Origin of the sequence: Clostridium sp. Marseille-P7770 (assembly GCF_902143525.1) — a bacterium.
Taxonomy (GTDB): domain Bacteria; phylum Bacillota; class Clostridia; order Lachnospirales; family Lachnospiraceae; genus Pilosibacter.
The window spans coordinates 1-14,736 of the sequence record NZ_CABFVC010000003.1 but is presented as its reverse complement, the minus strand read 5'-3'; the positions used below and the strand labels follow the sequence as shown (position 1 = coordinate 14,736).

The following is a 14,736-nucleotide window of genomic DNA, read 5'->3' as shown; positions in this document are numbered from 1 at the left end:
TAAATAGAAATGGGGCGGCACATCAGGCCGCCCCACTGGGTCTTGGTGTGATTTTTACTCGTCGAAATCCGGGTACAGCTCCAGCTCGGCAAACTCGGCGTCGCTCATGGCCCGGAGCTTCATAAGGGCGCTGTCGGTCAGCTCCCGCAGCTCGGCTTCCTCCGGCGAAAGCTCGCCGCGCATCTCCGTCAGGGCGTCGATCAGCCCGGTACGGCTTCCGGTGTTGTAGATACAAAGCAGGTTCGTTTCCTCAAAAGTGAAGTTTCCCATATCAAATCTCCCTTTCCGCGCTCTTTTTGGGCGCTGCCTTTTTGTGTTCCGCCTTGGGCTGGCTTTTCAGCTGCTCCATGACGGACTTTTTCTTTTCCCGGTCCTCCCGGTGGGCGGCAGCAGCCAAATCCATGAGAGAGATTGGCTGGCCGCTGCGGGCCTGCTGTTCCAGCTGGGCCACTGTCGGCTCTTTGGGGCCGTTGTTGATGATGCCGTCGATCATGCCATAGTCATCCTCCAACATCATCTCCGCATTTTTCAGCGGATTGTCCGGCAGGAATCCGGGAACCTGCTGAAAGCCGAAGCTGTCGCAGTAATGACAGGATACCTTGCCGTCCCGCTTGATGGCAACGATGTCGCTGACGCTCATGGACGGATGGCCGTAATCGGCGGGATGCTCATTATTGAAACGGTAAAAGAGCTGTTCGGTGGTATCGCCTTTCAGGTCAGAGGGCAGCAGCGGAGCGGTATAAACCAGCTCATAGTTATCCCGCTGCACCGTCCGCCCGATGGACTGGAGCCATTCCAGGCCCTCGTAGCGGATGTCCCGCAGCTCGTCGGTGTGCTTCACCTGATAAATGGCGAAGCAGTCCCCCTTGTGGGAGAGAAACGCTTGCTCCCGTTCCTCCTGGTGGTCCATGCGGTCCTTGACCAGCTTATCAAACTCCGGGGTTTCCTCCCATTCCTCACGGGGCAGGGCGAAGATACCGTCATGGGCGTCCAGGTCGGCGGTGTCAAAGGCCATCACCGGATTTTCGCCCTCCTGGATAATGTAAACGGTCAGGTCACGCTCCATCAACTCATAGGCCCGTTCTTTGGAGAGGGGCAAAAGGTCACTGTCCAGGCAGCCGCATTTCTCCAGATCGTCCTGGGTCAGTACCGGGTCCGGCATGGGATATTCGTCCAACGCCTGTTCCTGGGCATCCGGCAGCTGGGCGGCTGCGGCTTCTGCGGTCTGCTGGCTGACCTGTTCCTGCATCTGCTGGGAGGTCGCCTCCTGCAAAGTCTCGATCATGGACAGCGGTGCATACTTGATGGACTTGCTGCCCATCCCCAGGTCCTCGCAGATATGGCCGACTGCTGCGGAACGGCCCATGTCGACCCCGTCCAGCTGGCCGCCGTCCAGCTGCTTCATGGTTGCCACATCGTAGAGCGTGTAGTCCCAGCCGGTGTCACAGGGCTGAACATGAAGATAGGCGGTATCATCCAGCACCAGCAGGGCCTCCCGGTACTCGGCGCTGAGCCGGGGACTTTCAGTATCGAAAGACAACGGAAATTCCTTATCGGAGTTCCAGTCAATATCCGCGCCCATCGCCATCGCTTCATCGGCCATCTTCACAAGGTTGGGGTCAGGTTCCGGCTCGTCCAGCTGTTCCGGTTCCAGCCCCGGCACAAGCTGATCCAGCCGCTCCATAAGCTCGGCTGCTTTTTGGGTGGTTTCATCTGGTTCGTCCTCGTTCACGATATTCTGGAGCCATTCGCGTACACCGCTGGCATCTCCGCTTCGGAGTGTGGCAGTCAGTTCGTGCAGTGCGTCCTCACGGCTATCTGCATTGTTCCGATACTCATAAGGGTCATAATCGAAAGTGAACTGGTCGATGTCTGCTACCAGCTGCTCAATAGGGTCCCGCTCAGGCTCCGGGGCGGCAGTCAGGTCAATGCCGCGCTCCTTGCAGATTTCCTTGTAGTTGCGCTCGATGTCGTTAATCAGCTCGCAGGAAGTCTTGTTGATGGTCTCCAGGCTGGCCCGCAGCTCCTTCAGCTCCTTGTCCTTGGACCAGGAAGCGATGTATCCGAAGCTGTTTTCGCCGGTCTGTATGCCGAAATACTGGCAGACCGCATAGGAAATGCTCTCGGCCTCCACTTCCTCGGTGTTGCGGTTCTTGGCGGCCTGTTTCACCGCCGTCAGATCTTCCTGTCCCTCCAGCCGCCACTCAAACTGATTCTCGTCCACATACCGCCAGCCTTCCTCGGCGGCGGCCTGCTCTGCCTCCGCTTCGGTGGTAAAGTCCAGGCGGAAGTCCTGCTTGACGCCGCCCTCACTCACCATCACGATCTTCCAGGTCGGCTCCGCCTCATACTTTTTGGGGTCGTGGAGCTTGCTGTGTGCGGTCTCATGGACGGCGGCGGAAATGGTCTGCACCTCACTCATACCTTCCCGGAGGGCGATCCGCTGCTGCTCGGAGGAAAAATAGCCGTCCATGTTCTCAGTCATCGGTTCAAACTCGATGGGGACCGGAGCGGAGCGCCGCACCGCCTCCAGGAACGCCTCATAGTGCGGCACCGTCCCGGACAGGCTGGAGGCCAGCTCCGGCAGAGGTTTGCCGTCCGTCTGCGAAACATCGAACACCTTGACCGGTCGGAACATGGGGATTTCAATTTCTTTTTCCTCCATGACCGCCTTGCCATCCGCGTCCAGGATGGGGGCATGGGTGTCCGGGTCGCGCTTCATTTCCTCGATCTTCTTTTTGTAAGGCGTGGGGGCGATGATGGTAATGCCATGCTCACCCTTTTTCACATGGCGTTCAAACTGGTTTTTCCACTTGTTGAACCCGGCCACCAGGGTGGCGTCCGGGCGCTGCATATAGATGAGCATGGTGTTGTTGACGGAGTAGCGGTGGAACTTGGACATGACGGACAGGTAGCGCATATACTTCTCACTCTCGAACAGCTCCTTGATACCCTGTTCAATGCCTGCCGTGATTTCCTGCAACCGCTCCCGGTTGGTGGGCTTATCAGCCATGATTTTCACTCTCCTTTCCAAATTGGCGATTTCTGCTTGATGTTCGGCAATCCACAGCTTTTGTTCCTCCGGGCCGTCCTCCAGGAAAAAATCCAGCAGATAGCCCGTATAGTCCTTTTTCTGAATTGCCTCCATAAAACGGGGATGGGGATGTTCTTCCGGCGTTTTGGGGGAATAGTCGGTTTCCCATTTTCTCAGCAGATGATAGTAGTCAGCCAGGACCCGAAAGGCATGATCCCGGTCCTCTTTGAACTTCTGTGTCTCCGATTTCTGCCGGACATAGCGCCTCCGGGGAGGAGCCTGACTGTCATAAGCCAGGCCAAAATCCTGGGCCAGCTTTTCGGCGGCTTCTTTGGGGGACAAATTGTAGAGCTTTGCCGTGAAGTCAATCACATCGCCGGTGGCCCCGCATCCGAAGCAGTAGAAGTATTCCTCGTTCAGCTTCATGCTGGGATTTTTGTCATCGTGGAACGGGCAGCAGGCCATGCCGCTCCGATTGACCTCCATCCCGTACATCTGCGCCGCTTCCCGGACGGTGACAGACTGCTTGACGGCCTCAAAGACGCTCTCGGCCATGCTTACTCGCTGCCCTTCTTGGGGGTGGGCGGCCTGTACCCAGCAGCCTTGGCCCGTTCACTGGCAGCTTTGCGACGCTCGGCGCTGTACGGTTCCCGGACGGACACGCAGCGTTTGGGAACCGTGAAGGTCTGCCGGTCCTTTTTCACGATCTGGTCCGGATATTTCTCCGCCAGCCGCCGCAATTTCTCCAGCAGCCGGGAATCATGGGTATAGACTTCGGCGGTAGCCTCAGCCTGGTTGTAGAGGATAATGGTTTCCTGTTCGTAGAGGGAGAGCTTCATCGTTTGCCGCCTTTCTGCTGGTTAAACTCCAGCTTGAAGTTGGCGTACTGCCCATCGTCCTCCAGCACCACGGTGGCGTCGTAGGTCTTGCCGGTTTTCTCGGAGTACAGGCCCCTCACATGGGTGCGGCCATCCTTGAGCAGCGCCGTCACGATGGCCTTGTTGGGCTGCTTTCGCTTCAGCTCCCACCACTTGTTGTTTTTCCAAATGGCAAATTTACAGCCCTCGTTCTGGCAGAAGAAACCCTTTTGCAGCTCCGCCACATCACCGCCGCAGCGGGGGCATTTGCCCACCATTTCGCGGGGCGGAGTGAACAGATACTCGGTGCCTTTAATCATCTGATAGGTTCCTACCAGCTCCTTGAGCATGGTGGAAATTCCATCCATGAAATCCTCCGGGGCCAGCTCGCCACGCTCGATCTCGCCCAGCCGGTACTCCCATTCAGCGGTCAGCAGGGGCGATTGCAGCTGCTCCGGCAGCACAGTGATAAGGGACACCGCATCATGGGATGGCAGGAGCTGCACAGTTTTCTTGCTCTTTTTGCGCTCCAGGAAGCCGGTGGACACCAGCTTTTCCAGAATCCCGGCGCGGGTGGCCGGGGTCCCCAGCCCCTTGCGCTCGGCGTCCTCCGGCATATCGTCCTTCCCGGCAGTCTCCATCGCAGAAAGCAGCGTATCCTCGGTGAAGTGCTTGGGCGGGGTGGTCTTGCCCTCCTTGACGGCAGCGCCGGAAAGGGGAAGCGTCTGACCTTCAGACAGCTCCGGCAGCGCCTTGTCCTCGGCTTCTTTGTCCGGCTCCACATTTTTCAGCCCAGCGCGGTAGGCAGCGTCCAGCGCCCGCCAGCCAGATTGTATTACCGTGCGGCCCTTGGCGGTAAACTCCGCTCCGGCGCACTCCACCGTGGCGGCGGTCTCCGCAAAGGTATAGGGTTGGGCAACGGCGCACAGCAGCCGCAGGGCCACCAGCTCCAGCACCGCCTTTTCGCCCACCGGCAGGCCGGTCAGGTCCGCGCCCTGGAGGTTGCGGGTAGGGATCACTGCATGATGGTCGGTCACTTTTTTGTCGTTGATGACCTGGGCCGCATTGCAGAAAATCTCCATGCCAGCGGCAAAGGGCAGCGCCTCGGCGGTGAGCCGAACCAGCTCCGGCAGACTCGCCGCCATATCCGAAGTCAGATAGCGGCTGTCCGTCCGGGGATAGGTGCAGAGCTTCTTTTCATAGAGGTTCTGCAAATAGTCCAGGGTTTGCTGGGCGGTGTATCCCAGCAGCCGGTTGGCGTCCCGCTGGAGGGTAGTCAGGTCATAGAGGGCGGGCGGCTTCTCGGACTTGTCCTTGCGCTCCACCTTTTTCACCGTGGCAGCCGCACCCTGGCAGGCTGTTTTCTGCTGCTGGGCGGCGGCTTTGTCCGCCATGCGCTCCCCGGAAACGGTGAAGCCGGGCAGCTCCAGCGTGACCGTGTAGAACGGCACCGGCTTGAAGGTGTTGATCTCGGCCTCCCGCTGGACGATGAGGGCCAGCGTCGGGGACATGACGCGCCCGATGTTGAGGGTCCGGTGGTACAGCACGGAAAACAGCCGGGTGGCATTGATACCCACCAGCCAGTCCGCCTTGGCGCGGCAGAGGGCCGCATCCCGCAGGCCGTCATAGTCCGCGCCGGGGCGCAGGTTCGCAAAGCCCTCCCGGATGGCGGAATCCTCCATCGAGGAAATCCAGAGCCGCTTCATGGGCTTCTGGCAGCCCGCCAGCTCGTAGACGGCGCGGAAGATCAGCTCGCCCTCGCGTCCGGCGTCGCAGGCGTTCACCACCTCGGTCACATCCGGGGCGTTCATCAGCTGTTTCAGCACATCAAACTGCTTCCTTTTGTCCTTGCCCACCACCATCTGCCAATGGTCCGGCAGAATGGGCAGATCGTCATAGCGCCACTTTGCGTAGTCCGGGTTATAAGCGTCGGCGTCGGCCAGCCCAGCCAGGTGGCCCACACACCAGCTCACCCGCCAGCCGCCGCCCTCCAGGTAGCCGTCCTTGCGGGCGGTGGCCCCGATCACGGCGGCCAGACTTTGGGCAACGGACGGTTTCTCAGCGATCACCAGCTTCATGGTTTTTCATCCTCCTTTCCCGCAGCCATGCGGTCAGCTGCCGGTGGCAGAATCCCACGCAGGGCTGTCCGTCACGGTAATTCCCGCAGCCATAACAGGGGTGGCCGGGAGATAAAGAGGGAGAGCGGGAAGTTTCCTTCCCGCCCTCCGGCCTGCGTGTCATCATGCGTTCATAGGGGCTGTCGGTAAAGCGGGTCAATCCGCCTTGTCCTCGCTTTCCTCATCGCCGCCCCCGTCAGCGTCCGGCTCGTCAGATTCCTCGGTCTCCCAGGGGTCCTCGTCCTCCTGGTCAGTATCGTCCTCGCCGTAGTCGTAATCGTCCAAATTGTCGCTACCCTTGGTCTTGGGCTTATTCTTGATGAATTTGAAGTAGGCAAAGGCACCGCCGCCGCCCAGCAGGGCCAGCACCACCAAAAGAATGGCCGGATTCAGTCCGGCGGGTTTCTGCGCCGGTTCCTCCGGCTCCGGGGTTTCCTCCGGGGTCTCCGGTTCCGGCTCCTTGCCCGTACAGGCGCTCATATTGGTGACGCACACCGGGCAGGCCGTATTCACCACACCGGCCACACATTTCTCCGTACAGGTACAGGTGGCGGGCTGCTCCTGGGTGGTCTGGCCTTCCTCCATCAGCGCCGTCAAGTCGGCCTCGTCCACCTGATTCAAAAAGTGAACGGCGGTTTCTTTGTCCTCGTTGGCCCGGTCAATAAGGATGTAGAAGTATTTGCCTGCCTTGGTGGTGACGGTGATGAGCTGCTTGTTGCCCCCGAAATCATCCACCAGGGCAGCGTTGCCCTCCGGGGTCAGGGCGGGACTATCCTCGGTTTCTTCCACCACCACATTGGCGTCGTTGGTGGCGTCCTCTGCCGGGGGCTGCTCCGTCCCCTGGGCAAAGGCTGTCACGGAAAGGCCCATCATCAGCACCAGGGCGGCGCAGAGGGCCGAAAAGGTCTTGAAAATTCTCTTATTCTTCATGGTCGGTGTCCTCCTGTTCGTCGTAGTCGGTGGAGGCAGCGGCCATGCCGGGGACCGTGCCGCCGGAGAGCATGGCGTTCAGCTGCTCCGGGGTCAGCCGCAGGGCGCGCACCATCTGGACGATCTCCAAGTTCTCCGCCTCGGTTTTCTGCGCCTCCAGGGTTTTTAGCTTGTCCTGGTACTCCGCGATCTTCTCGCGGACCTTGGCAATCTCCTGGTCAATGCGCTGGATTTTGTTCTTAGCCATAATCAATCACTCCTTCTTGAAAAAACTCTGTTACCAGTTCATCAGGCCGTAGCCCTTGATACACTCGTAGGTCAGGGAATAACTCTTGATCTTGCAGGCGTCGCCGCTGTTACCCTCGACCGTATAAACTCGGCTGCCGTCTGTACCGACTACGAGGCCCACATGGTCGGCGCTGCCGTCCAGGTCCCAATCGAAGAAGATGGCGTCGCCGGGGGCAATATTGGCGTAATCACGCCCGCCCCATTGTCCGTGAGACTGGAACCACGGAATACCCTGGGACTGGCAGGCGGCAAAGCGCGGCTCAGACAGCCCCATCTGGCCGTAGCACCAGGACACGAAGCAGGCGCACCATTCCACACGGGAATTGAAGCCGTACCAGCTCCAGTAGGGCTGACCGCCCACATTGCCCACCTGACTTTTCGCTATATCCACCACGGCCTGATTGCCGGGGCGGGTGCCGTTGACGAACTCAACACCAGCTAAACTCTCGGAATCGCTGGTGTCGGAGGAACCACCGCCGAAAATCAGCGGCTTGTTGCCCAGCGTCTGCCGGTACACCTGATACATTTCCAGCTGTTCCGGGGTCAGCAAGTCTGATGCCACAGAAGATATGGGTTTGCTGGTGAGCTTTACATTCAGAATGTAATACTCATACGGAACTTCCTCGGTGGTTGTCTCGCCGGTCACAGGGTCCGTGGAAGTTTCGGTGCGGTATCGTATCTCCACTTCCTCGGTGAGCGTCAGTTCATACTGTGCGTCGAATACACGCTCCAGCTCTGTCTGGGCGCTCTGCCGGGTATAGCCTTGCAGCACGGCGGACAGATAGGCCGCCAGCTCATGGGGGTCATGCCCGATCATGTCGAGGTCGTAGCGGTACTCGTCATACCCCGGATGGCTGCTTTCAATGTTGTCGATTTCGGCTTGCAGCGCCGCTTCCTTGGCAGCGTAGTCCGCCTCCACCGCCACCAGCTCCGGGTCATCCGACGGATAGGTGGTGCCGGACACCACAGAACCGATGCTCTGCGCCATCATGGAACAGGAGGACATGGTGTTGAGCAGCATACAGACCAGCAGGAAGATCGCGCCCGCAATCAGAAAGCCCTTTTTGTGGCGCATGACAAACGCGCCCGCTTGCTGTGCCTTTTCCTTGACCGTCTTGGCGGCCTTGCCGGTCTTTTGGGCTGTGCTTGCGGTATTCCCGGCAGCTTGACCAGCGCGCTTGGCGGCAGCGTATTCCTTTTTGATGGCCTGTTTCTGCTGCCAGCGGGAAATGGGGTTGCTGGCAAGCTGGGGATTTTCCCGCAGGGACTTCTGATACAGGGCGTTTACATTGGCCTTTTCCAGCTTCTGCTCGGCCTGGGCTGCCTTGCGGTAGGGCTTCAGTTTGTGGCTGCGGTAGCTTTCCCGCATCAGCCGTGCGCCGGTCTCGGCAGCCTCCTCGGACTTGTGGGCGCTCTCAACGCCCACATTGTCCTGTTCGGTCTCCCGGATTTCCTTGTGAACTTTCCCCAGGGCGGCATTGGCGGGGGTATCCCGCACCGCATGGGACAGCTTGGAGGGCGGCTTCTTCTTGTCCTCCAGCACCAGTTTGGTGGTCACTTTACCGGTCTCCGGGTCTACCGTCTTTTGCCGGACCTGCTTTTTGGGAATTTTAGCCTGCGCCTTATCCGCTTTGGCGGCGGCCTTGTCCACCTTGCGGATGGGCTTCTCCAGCGCCGGGTCAGCCCGTTCCTCGTCTGTAAAGCGCAGGCGCGGTTCCTTATTCAAACCATTCACCCAGCATGAGGGCGTCCGTCATGTAGCGCAGCTCCACACAGACGGCCAGCCCCACAGGGTCATGGAAGGGGTGCTGAAGCAGATGGGCGTAGATCTGCGCCACCACATTGGCCAGCAGCTCAGACTGGCTGCCCTCGAAGATGACGATGGCGGGAACACCGTTCATGGCGCACCAGATTTCCGTCAGGCGTAGCAGGCCCGCCTCGCCGTCCTCGTTCAGCTCCGCCGCCTGATCCGCCGCCGTGCGGGTCTCGCTGACGGCATCGGCCAGCTCGGTGAGCAGATAGGTGCGCTCACTCTCCAGGGCATCGTCAAAAAACATCATGGTATCCAGTTCGGTGTTGGGTTTCATGGTCATTCATCCTCCTTTTTCAGTTCCTGGGGTTTGGTGGTCATAATGCGGTACAGCTCGGTGTTCTTTGGGAAATGGTCCACGAAAGGCAGGATCGTGGAGCCATAGAACAGCAGGCCCTCGCCCTCGCTGGAGTGGGTCACATAGGACAGCTGGTGCGGGGAAATGCCCAGCTGCTTGGCGAGAATCTGCCGGTCCCCGCCCGCCTGGTTGAGCATATACACGAAGTCGGAGTTTTCAAAGATGTTCTCCACCTCGCGGGAAGAAAGCAGGTCCTTGACATTCTGCGTGATGCCGGTGGGAATGCCGCCCCACTTGCGGAAACGCTTCCAAATCTCGACGGTATAAGCGGCGGTCTGCTCCTCTTTCAGCAGCAGGTGCATCTCGTCGATGTAATAGCGGGTGGACTTGTGGGCGGCACGGTTGATGGTGACACGGTTCCATACCTGGTCCTGGACCACCAGCATACCGATCTTTTTGAGCTGTTTGCCCAATTCTTTGATGTCATAGCAGACAATGCGGTTGTTGATGTCCACATTGCTCTGGTGGTTGAACACATTGAGGGAGCCGGTTACATAGATTTCCAGCGCCGTGGCGATGTACTGTGCCTCTTTTTCCTCCTGCGCCCGCAGCAGATTGTAAAGGTCCTCCAAAATGGGCATATTCTCCGGGCGGGGGTCATTGAGATAGGTCTGATAGACCAGCCGCACACAGCGGTCAATGATGGTTTTCTGCACCGGCTGCAAGCCCTCTTTGCCTCCCACAATCAGCTCGCACAAAGACAGGATGAAGTCAGACTTGAGGGACAGCGGACTTTCATCGTCCGAGTAGTCCAGGTTCAGGTCCATCGGGTTGATGTAGTTGGTGGAGGTAGGCGAAATCTTGATGACCTGCCCATGCAGGCGCTCCACCAGGGGCGCATACTCGGCCTCCGGGTCGCAGATGATGATGTCATCGTTGGTGAGCAGGAAGCAGTTGGCGATCTCACGCTTGGCCGAAAAGCTCTTGCCGCTGTTGTGGACGATCAGGCCATTGGCCAGCAGAAAATTCCCGTACTTGGGTACGGTGAGGTCATAGACCGGCACTTTTTCCGGCAGCCGCTGAAAGGCCTCCCGGACCGCCACATGGCCGCCGCTGAGCCGCTGGCCGTCTATGATTTTGTTTGCCTCGATGAACTGACCATCTGCGTCCATAATCAGGTGGGTGTCCGTACAACACAGCCGGGTCCCGTCCTCCAGCTCGATCACCTTCAGCTCGTCCATATATTTCTCAATGCGGATGTCTATGGCCCTGGCGTCCACGATCTCGCCGGTATCGTAGTCATAGGCTTTCACCATCGTTTCCGTGATACCGGCCTCCACCAACTCGGCAAAGGACGGGGTGGACCCATCCGCCAGCAGGATACGGGTTTTTCCATCGAAGCAGCCCGGTGTGCCGAGAATCAGGCCGTTGGGGTTTTTCAGCAGCTTGCGGTCCACCATGATGAGGTTGTTGGACAGGGCGTTGATACCGTAGTACAGCGCCTCCTTGCCGCTCTGGAATAACTCCTGGGTTGTAAACGGCACAAAGATAGCCGTGGAGCTGGTGGTCAACCCCCGCTGAATCTCGATCTGATTGAGGCCCAGGGGCAGCGCGGACATCAGCCCTTCTTCCTGCTGGAAGTCCAGACGGGTCAACTGGCAGTTGTACTTCTGCGCGATGGAGCTGGCCTGGAACACATTGTTGTCCAGCTGCCGGGGATTGTCTGCCGTGTTCAGCACCAGGAAGGTCACAAGGAACATTCGCTCGTTCCGGCTCTGCAAATCTTGCAATAACTTTTTAGCCTCGGCACCGTAGGTGGCAAGGTCAGAAGGAATGATGTCCATGTCATATCCGGCACGGACGGCCTTTTTCTGTTCCTCGATTTTGGATTTGTCCAGGTCAGTGATTTTCCGCTTGACCGTCTTGATGGCCTTGATCTGGTCCACGGACTGGATATGCAGGCTGACGATCAGAGAGCTTTCCATGTCCAGGAAATCCGCCAGCATCCGGTCATTCAGCTCCGGCGCAAGAATCTGCAAAAAAGAAACAGCCCCGTATTTCTTACCCATACGGAACTGCTTGCCGGTGCGGAACTCGAAGCCGGACGGCGCGATGAAGTCCTTGGTGGACAGACCGGACGGAGCCAGCCACTCCCATTCAAAACGGAACGGCACCTGTTCATCCATGTGGAAAATGCCATGAAGCTGTGCCAGCCGCGCCTTGCCGTCCAGGGACTCGGCGGCCACGCCCACGCGCTTGAAGTTGTTGAGAATATCGGTCTCAATGCGCTCCAGGCGGGGCTTGGCAGCCTTGAGGCTGTCAGCGTCAACCCCGAATGTGAGGTGCTTGGTCTTGATAAGGCCGTTGTTGCCCTTTGCCAGCTGGTTTTGCAGCATGGTCATGTATTCCACCCGGATACTGTCAAAGTCATCCCCCTGGAGAGGAATGTTGATGGCGCGGGCAAAGGTCTCCTCGGAGGCTGCCAGGTTCAAAAAGGACAGCTGAAACTGAATGGAGCTGTCAAAGTAGTTGAGGAAATCGCACCAGCCCTCGAAGATCGCCGCCTTGTCCTCGTTCTGCGAGAGCTGATAGTTGATGTCCTGGAACTGGATGGTCTTGGTGTAATGGCCGTCTGCCACCCGGCAGATGCCGTCCGGCCACATCCGCTCATAGGGGATGCTGTCCTGGGCCGACTTCTCTTTCCGGTCTGTGCGGTTGGCACGGGCGATGGCGGCCTCGATCTGCCTTCTGTCGGCACGGGACAATCGTTTCTTCTTGGAAACCGGCGGCTGTTTGCCATCCTTATCGGCCTGCCGGTTTTTCGTTGCGGTGAACAATGTCATACACCTCCTTGTCGAGTTTTTCCTGCCGTTCCAGAACGGCATAGAAATTGTTGGTCTTATACGGGCGCTGTTTGGGGCGGATAACGGCCACCTTGATGATGTTGCCCACGATCTTTTCCAGGGGCTGGCCGTGCTTCTCATACATTGCCATCAGAAAGAAGGGCAGCATGACCAGCATCATACACATGGCAGCCACGCTGTTTCCCACAGGCCCCCGGAGCAAAAAGAAAAGCGGTACGCCGATGAGCGCCCCGCCGCCGAAGCAGATTAACTGTCTTTTGGTCAGATTAAACGCGACCTTGGTTTTGACTTTCGTAAGGTCTTTGGGTACGGGTACATAAGCCAAAGGGATTACCTCCTTCTTTATGGAAATGAAATCGAGCTGTTTACTTCGTTGCCCCACACATCCCATCCGGGTGCGGTTTGACGGGCAAACAGCTCAATGCGCGGCAAATCACCCATGAGTTCCACAATGCGTTCCCTAACAATATCAGGTTTCTTGCTGTGCTGCTCAACAGGTGCAAAAACCAGCTGCCGGACGCTGGCGCTCTTTCTCTTGGGTTTTCCTTTCACAGCCAGCAGGCAAATCTCAGCATTGCTTCGCGTCCACCAGCCAAGGCCCAAGAAGAAGCCGTTGCCGGATTTATTCTGCTTGACCCAGACAAACGCAATGGTTTTGAAGGTGAATCCCCACGCCTTAATGAGTTTCAATGCTTCAGGCAGTTTAGGAAAGGTACACCACAGAAATAAGACACTGGTATCTGCTGCCAGCGTAGATACCGGAAGCTGGTACAGCTGTTCATCCGCCATGGTTGGGTAATGGTTTTGGGCTGCCCCGCTTACTTTGCCGCTCCGGTAGCTCCAGGGAGGATCTGCATAAATGATTTGATATTTTCCCATACAGGCCCTCCTTAGTGTGCATTGAACACAGACTTGGCGAGGCTGCCGGTCTTAAAGAGCGTAAAGCACAACAGGACCGTATAGCCCACACAGCTCCAGATGGCCATAATGATGTCGGATTCGGTAGCGATACTCTGCACCAGCACGGCGTAAATTGCCACGCAGACGATGATGAGAAATGCCTGGAAGCCCAGGGCGACCAACGAGCGCAGATAGTTCTGGCCCATGCCGCCCCATTCCTTGCCCATCATGGTGGCCATTGGGATGGGGGCCACCGAGGTCACAAGGTAAATCTCAATCATACGGCCATAGATCACGATAAAGATACAAATGTAAAGCGCCCACATGGTAATGCCGATAAAGAGCGACTGGAACCACAGGCCGAACAGCGGCCCCAGGTCCATATCCATCAGCCGGGACTCCATATCGGTCATGACAGAGGAGATGTCGATGGAAGCGTCGGAACCAATGATGCCTGCCGCCTGCGTCACCACGCTTTGGGCCGCGTCAAACACGCCCATCACGATGTTCCAGGTGTTGGAGACAATGAGGATAGCGGCGGCAGATTTGAACACCCACTTGAAGATCATCCAGGTGTCCACATCGTGCAGGTTGTTTTTGTCGGTAATCATCTGAATCAGCTCCAGCGTCATCACGATAGCCAGGATCACGCCAGCAATCGGCACCATGATGGAGTTGGAGAGGTTCTGGATCATGCTGAAAATACTCCCGTTCCAGCCTTGGGGGGTCTGGCCCACCTGTGTCGCAATGTCTGCGACCTGTTGGTTCACGCTATCGAACATCCCCGATAAGTTGCTCATAATGCCGCCTACCAACATTTCCTTGAGCCAGTCAGTAAGGGCATCGAGTAAGAAATCCATACGGTGTCAACCTCCTTTCAGCCGCCCCCGCTTGGGGGCAGGGGCGGCAAGGATTTCTTATGACAGCTTAACGACGGGAACGATCAGACGGTGAACAAGCCGGAAAGCAGGGGTACGAGGACCATGCCGACCACGGCGACGCCAGCGCCAGCCATGAGCTGCTTCATGCCCTGGCTTTTTACTGATGTGCGATAAAGAAGTAATAGAAGTGTAAAAAATTTTGCCGTTCCTATCCGGCACTTAGCTCTTGTGTCGGATAGGTCGGGCGGTTATTCGGGCAAGTCCACCTTGCCAACAAAAGAATAATAAATCTCAATGTCCTGTCTGCGGGTCTTGTTCTCGTCATAGCTGCACTCATGCACAACGATTTTCTCTACAAACTCCCGCAGCAGAGTAGGGGTAAGTTCTTCAAAGCTGGTATGCCGCCGGACAACATTCATAAACTTTTCTGCGTTCACGGTGGCTTCCTGTGCTTTGGAAAGCTCCGCTTGGATAGCGGCGGCTCTTTCTTTCAGCTCCCGTTGTTCTGCTTCATAGTCTGCCGACAGCTCTGTGAAACGCTCGTCTGATATGCGCCCGGTCACGCTGTCCTCATACAGCCGCTTGAAGATAGCGGATAACTCGGCTATGCGTTTCTCGGCGGCTTCCAGTTCCTTTTTCTTGGCGGCGTTCCTGCGCTTGCCCCCGTCCTCGTTCTGCTCAATCAAGAGCTTCATAAACCGGGCTTCATGCTTTGCCGCATAGCTTGTCACTTTCCGCAGATTGGAGAGTACACCAG

At 57.7% G+C, this 14,736-nt stretch carries 14 protein-coding genes and 3 pseudogenes; all 17 read right to left on the bottom strand.

Annotated elements, in window-relative coordinates; genetic code table 11:
• Nucleotides 1–54 precede the first annotated feature (54 nt).
• Nucleotides 55–270 carry a transposon-transfer assisting family protein gene (locus tag FN001_RS06870; RefSeq protein WP_142411287.1) on the bottom strand — a complete coding sequence of 72 codons (216 nt, stop codon included), beginning with the start codon at nucleotides 268–270 and terminating at the stop codon, nucleotides 55–57.
• A gap of 1 nt (nucleotide 271) precedes the next feature.
• Nucleotides 272–3,589 carry a YodL domain-containing protein gene (locus FN001_RS06865; protein WP_142411286.1) on the bottom strand — a complete coding sequence of 1,106 codons (3,318 nt, stop codon included), beginning with the start codon at nucleotides 3,587–3,589 and terminating at the stop codon, nucleotides 272–274.
• Nucleotides 3,590–3,591: 2 nt separating this feature from the next.
• Nucleotides 3,592–3,873 carry an immunoglobulin gene (locus tag FN001_RS06860; protein WP_142411285.1) on the bottom strand — a complete coding sequence of 94 codons (282 nt, stop codon included), beginning with the start codon at nucleotides 3,871–3,873 and terminating at the stop codon, nucleotides 3,592–3,594.
• Complete coding sequence (locus FN001_RS06855; protein ID WP_142411284.1) at nucleotides 3,870–5,969, bottom strand: type IA DNA topoisomerase; 2,100 nt, start codon at nucleotides 5,967–5,969, stop codon at nucleotides 3,870–3,872. The genes FN001_RS06860 and FN001_RS06855 overlap by 4 nt, the downstream gene beginning before the upstream one ends.
• Nucleotides 5,950–6,168: a hypothetical protein gene (locus FN001_RS18400; protein WP_142411283.1), complete on the bottom strand. Its 219-nt coding sequence runs from the start codon at nucleotides 6,166–6,168 to the stop codon at nucleotides 5,950–5,952. Before FN001_RS18400 ends, FN001_RS06855 begins: the two co-directional genes overlap by 20 nt.
• Entirely contained in the window at nucleotides 6,165–6,938 is a 774-nt protein-coding gene (locus FN001_RS06845; RefSeq protein WP_142411282.1) for a DUF4366 domain-containing protein, read from the bottom strand. The genes FN001_RS18400 and FN001_RS06845 overlap by 4 nt, the downstream gene beginning before the upstream one ends.
• Nucleotides 6,928–7,185 carry a DUF4315 family protein gene (locus FN001_RS06840; protein WP_006573253.1) on the bottom strand — a complete coding sequence of 86 codons (258 nt, stop codon included), beginning with the start codon at nucleotides 7,183–7,185 and terminating at the stop codon, nucleotides 6,928–6,930. The genes FN001_RS06845 and FN001_RS06840 overlap by 11 nt, the downstream gene beginning before the upstream one ends.
• A gap of 30 nt (nucleotides 7,186–7,215) precedes the next feature.
• Complete coding sequence (locus FN001_RS06835) at nucleotides 7,216–8,952, bottom strand: CD1108 family mobile element protein (RefSeq protein WP_142411281.1); 1,737 nt, start codon at nucleotides 8,950–8,952, stop codon at nucleotides 7,216–7,218.
• Entirely contained in the window at nucleotides 8,945–9,313 is a 369-nt protein-coding gene (locus tag FN001_RS06830; RefSeq protein WP_142411280.1) for a DUF3851 family protein, read from the bottom strand. The genes FN001_RS06835 and FN001_RS06830 overlap by 8 nt, the downstream gene beginning before the upstream one ends.
• A 2-nt stretch (nucleotides 9,314–9,315) precedes the next feature.
• Nucleotides 9,316–10,506 (bottom strand): VirB4-like conjugal transfer ATPase, CD1110 family, encoded by a 1,191-nt coding sequence (locus tag FN001_RS18710; protein WP_486463507.1) that lies wholly within the window; start codon nucleotides 10,504–10,506, stop codon nucleotides 9,316–9,318.
• Nucleotides 10,507–10,515: 9 nt separating this feature from the next.
• Nucleotides 10,516–10,755, bottom strand: a pseudogene (locus tag FN001_RS18705) (Hint domain-containing protein); the annotation flags it as partial.
• Nucleotides 10,738–12,177: pseudogene (locus tag FN001_RS18700) on the bottom strand (VirB4-like conjugal transfer ATPase, CD1110 family); the annotation flags it as partial. The pseudogenes FN001_RS18705 and FN001_RS18700, both read right to left, overlap by 18 nt.
• Nucleotides 12,137–12,523: a PrgI family protein gene (locus FN001_RS06820; protein WP_142411278.1), complete on the bottom strand. Its 387-nt coding sequence runs from the start codon at nucleotides 12,521–12,523 to the stop codon at nucleotides 12,137–12,139. The gene FN001_RS06820 and the pseudogene FN001_RS18700, both read right to left, overlap by 41 nt.
• A gap of 17 nt (nucleotides 12,524–12,540) precedes the next feature.
• On the bottom strand, nucleotides 12,541–13,077 hold the full coding sequence (locus FN001_RS06815) for an MT-A70 family methyltransferase (protein ID WP_142411277.1): 537 nt from the start codon (nucleotides 13,075–13,077) through the stop codon (nucleotides 12,541–12,543).
• An 11-nt stretch (nucleotides 13,078–13,088) separates the two neighbouring features.
• The gene (locus tag FN001_RS06810) at nucleotides 13,089–13,958 is read right to left on the bottom strand and encodes a VirB6/TrbL-like conjugal transfer protein, CD1112 family (RefSeq protein ID WP_142411276.1); all 870 of its coding nucleotides are present in this window, start codon (nucleotides 13,956–13,958) and stop codon (nucleotides 13,089–13,091) included.
• A gap of 83 nt (nucleotides 13,959–14,041) precedes the next feature.
• Nucleotides 14,042–14,137: pseudogene (locus tag FN001_RS18695) on the bottom strand (Maff2 family mobile element protein); the annotation flags it as partial.
• Between the two features lie 90 nt (nucleotides 14,138–14,227).
• Nucleotides 14,228–14,736, bottom strand: a 509-nt coding sequence (locus tag FN001_RS06800) for a DUF4368 domain-containing protein (RefSeq protein WP_142411275.1), incomplete at its 5' end; no start/stop codon positions are given.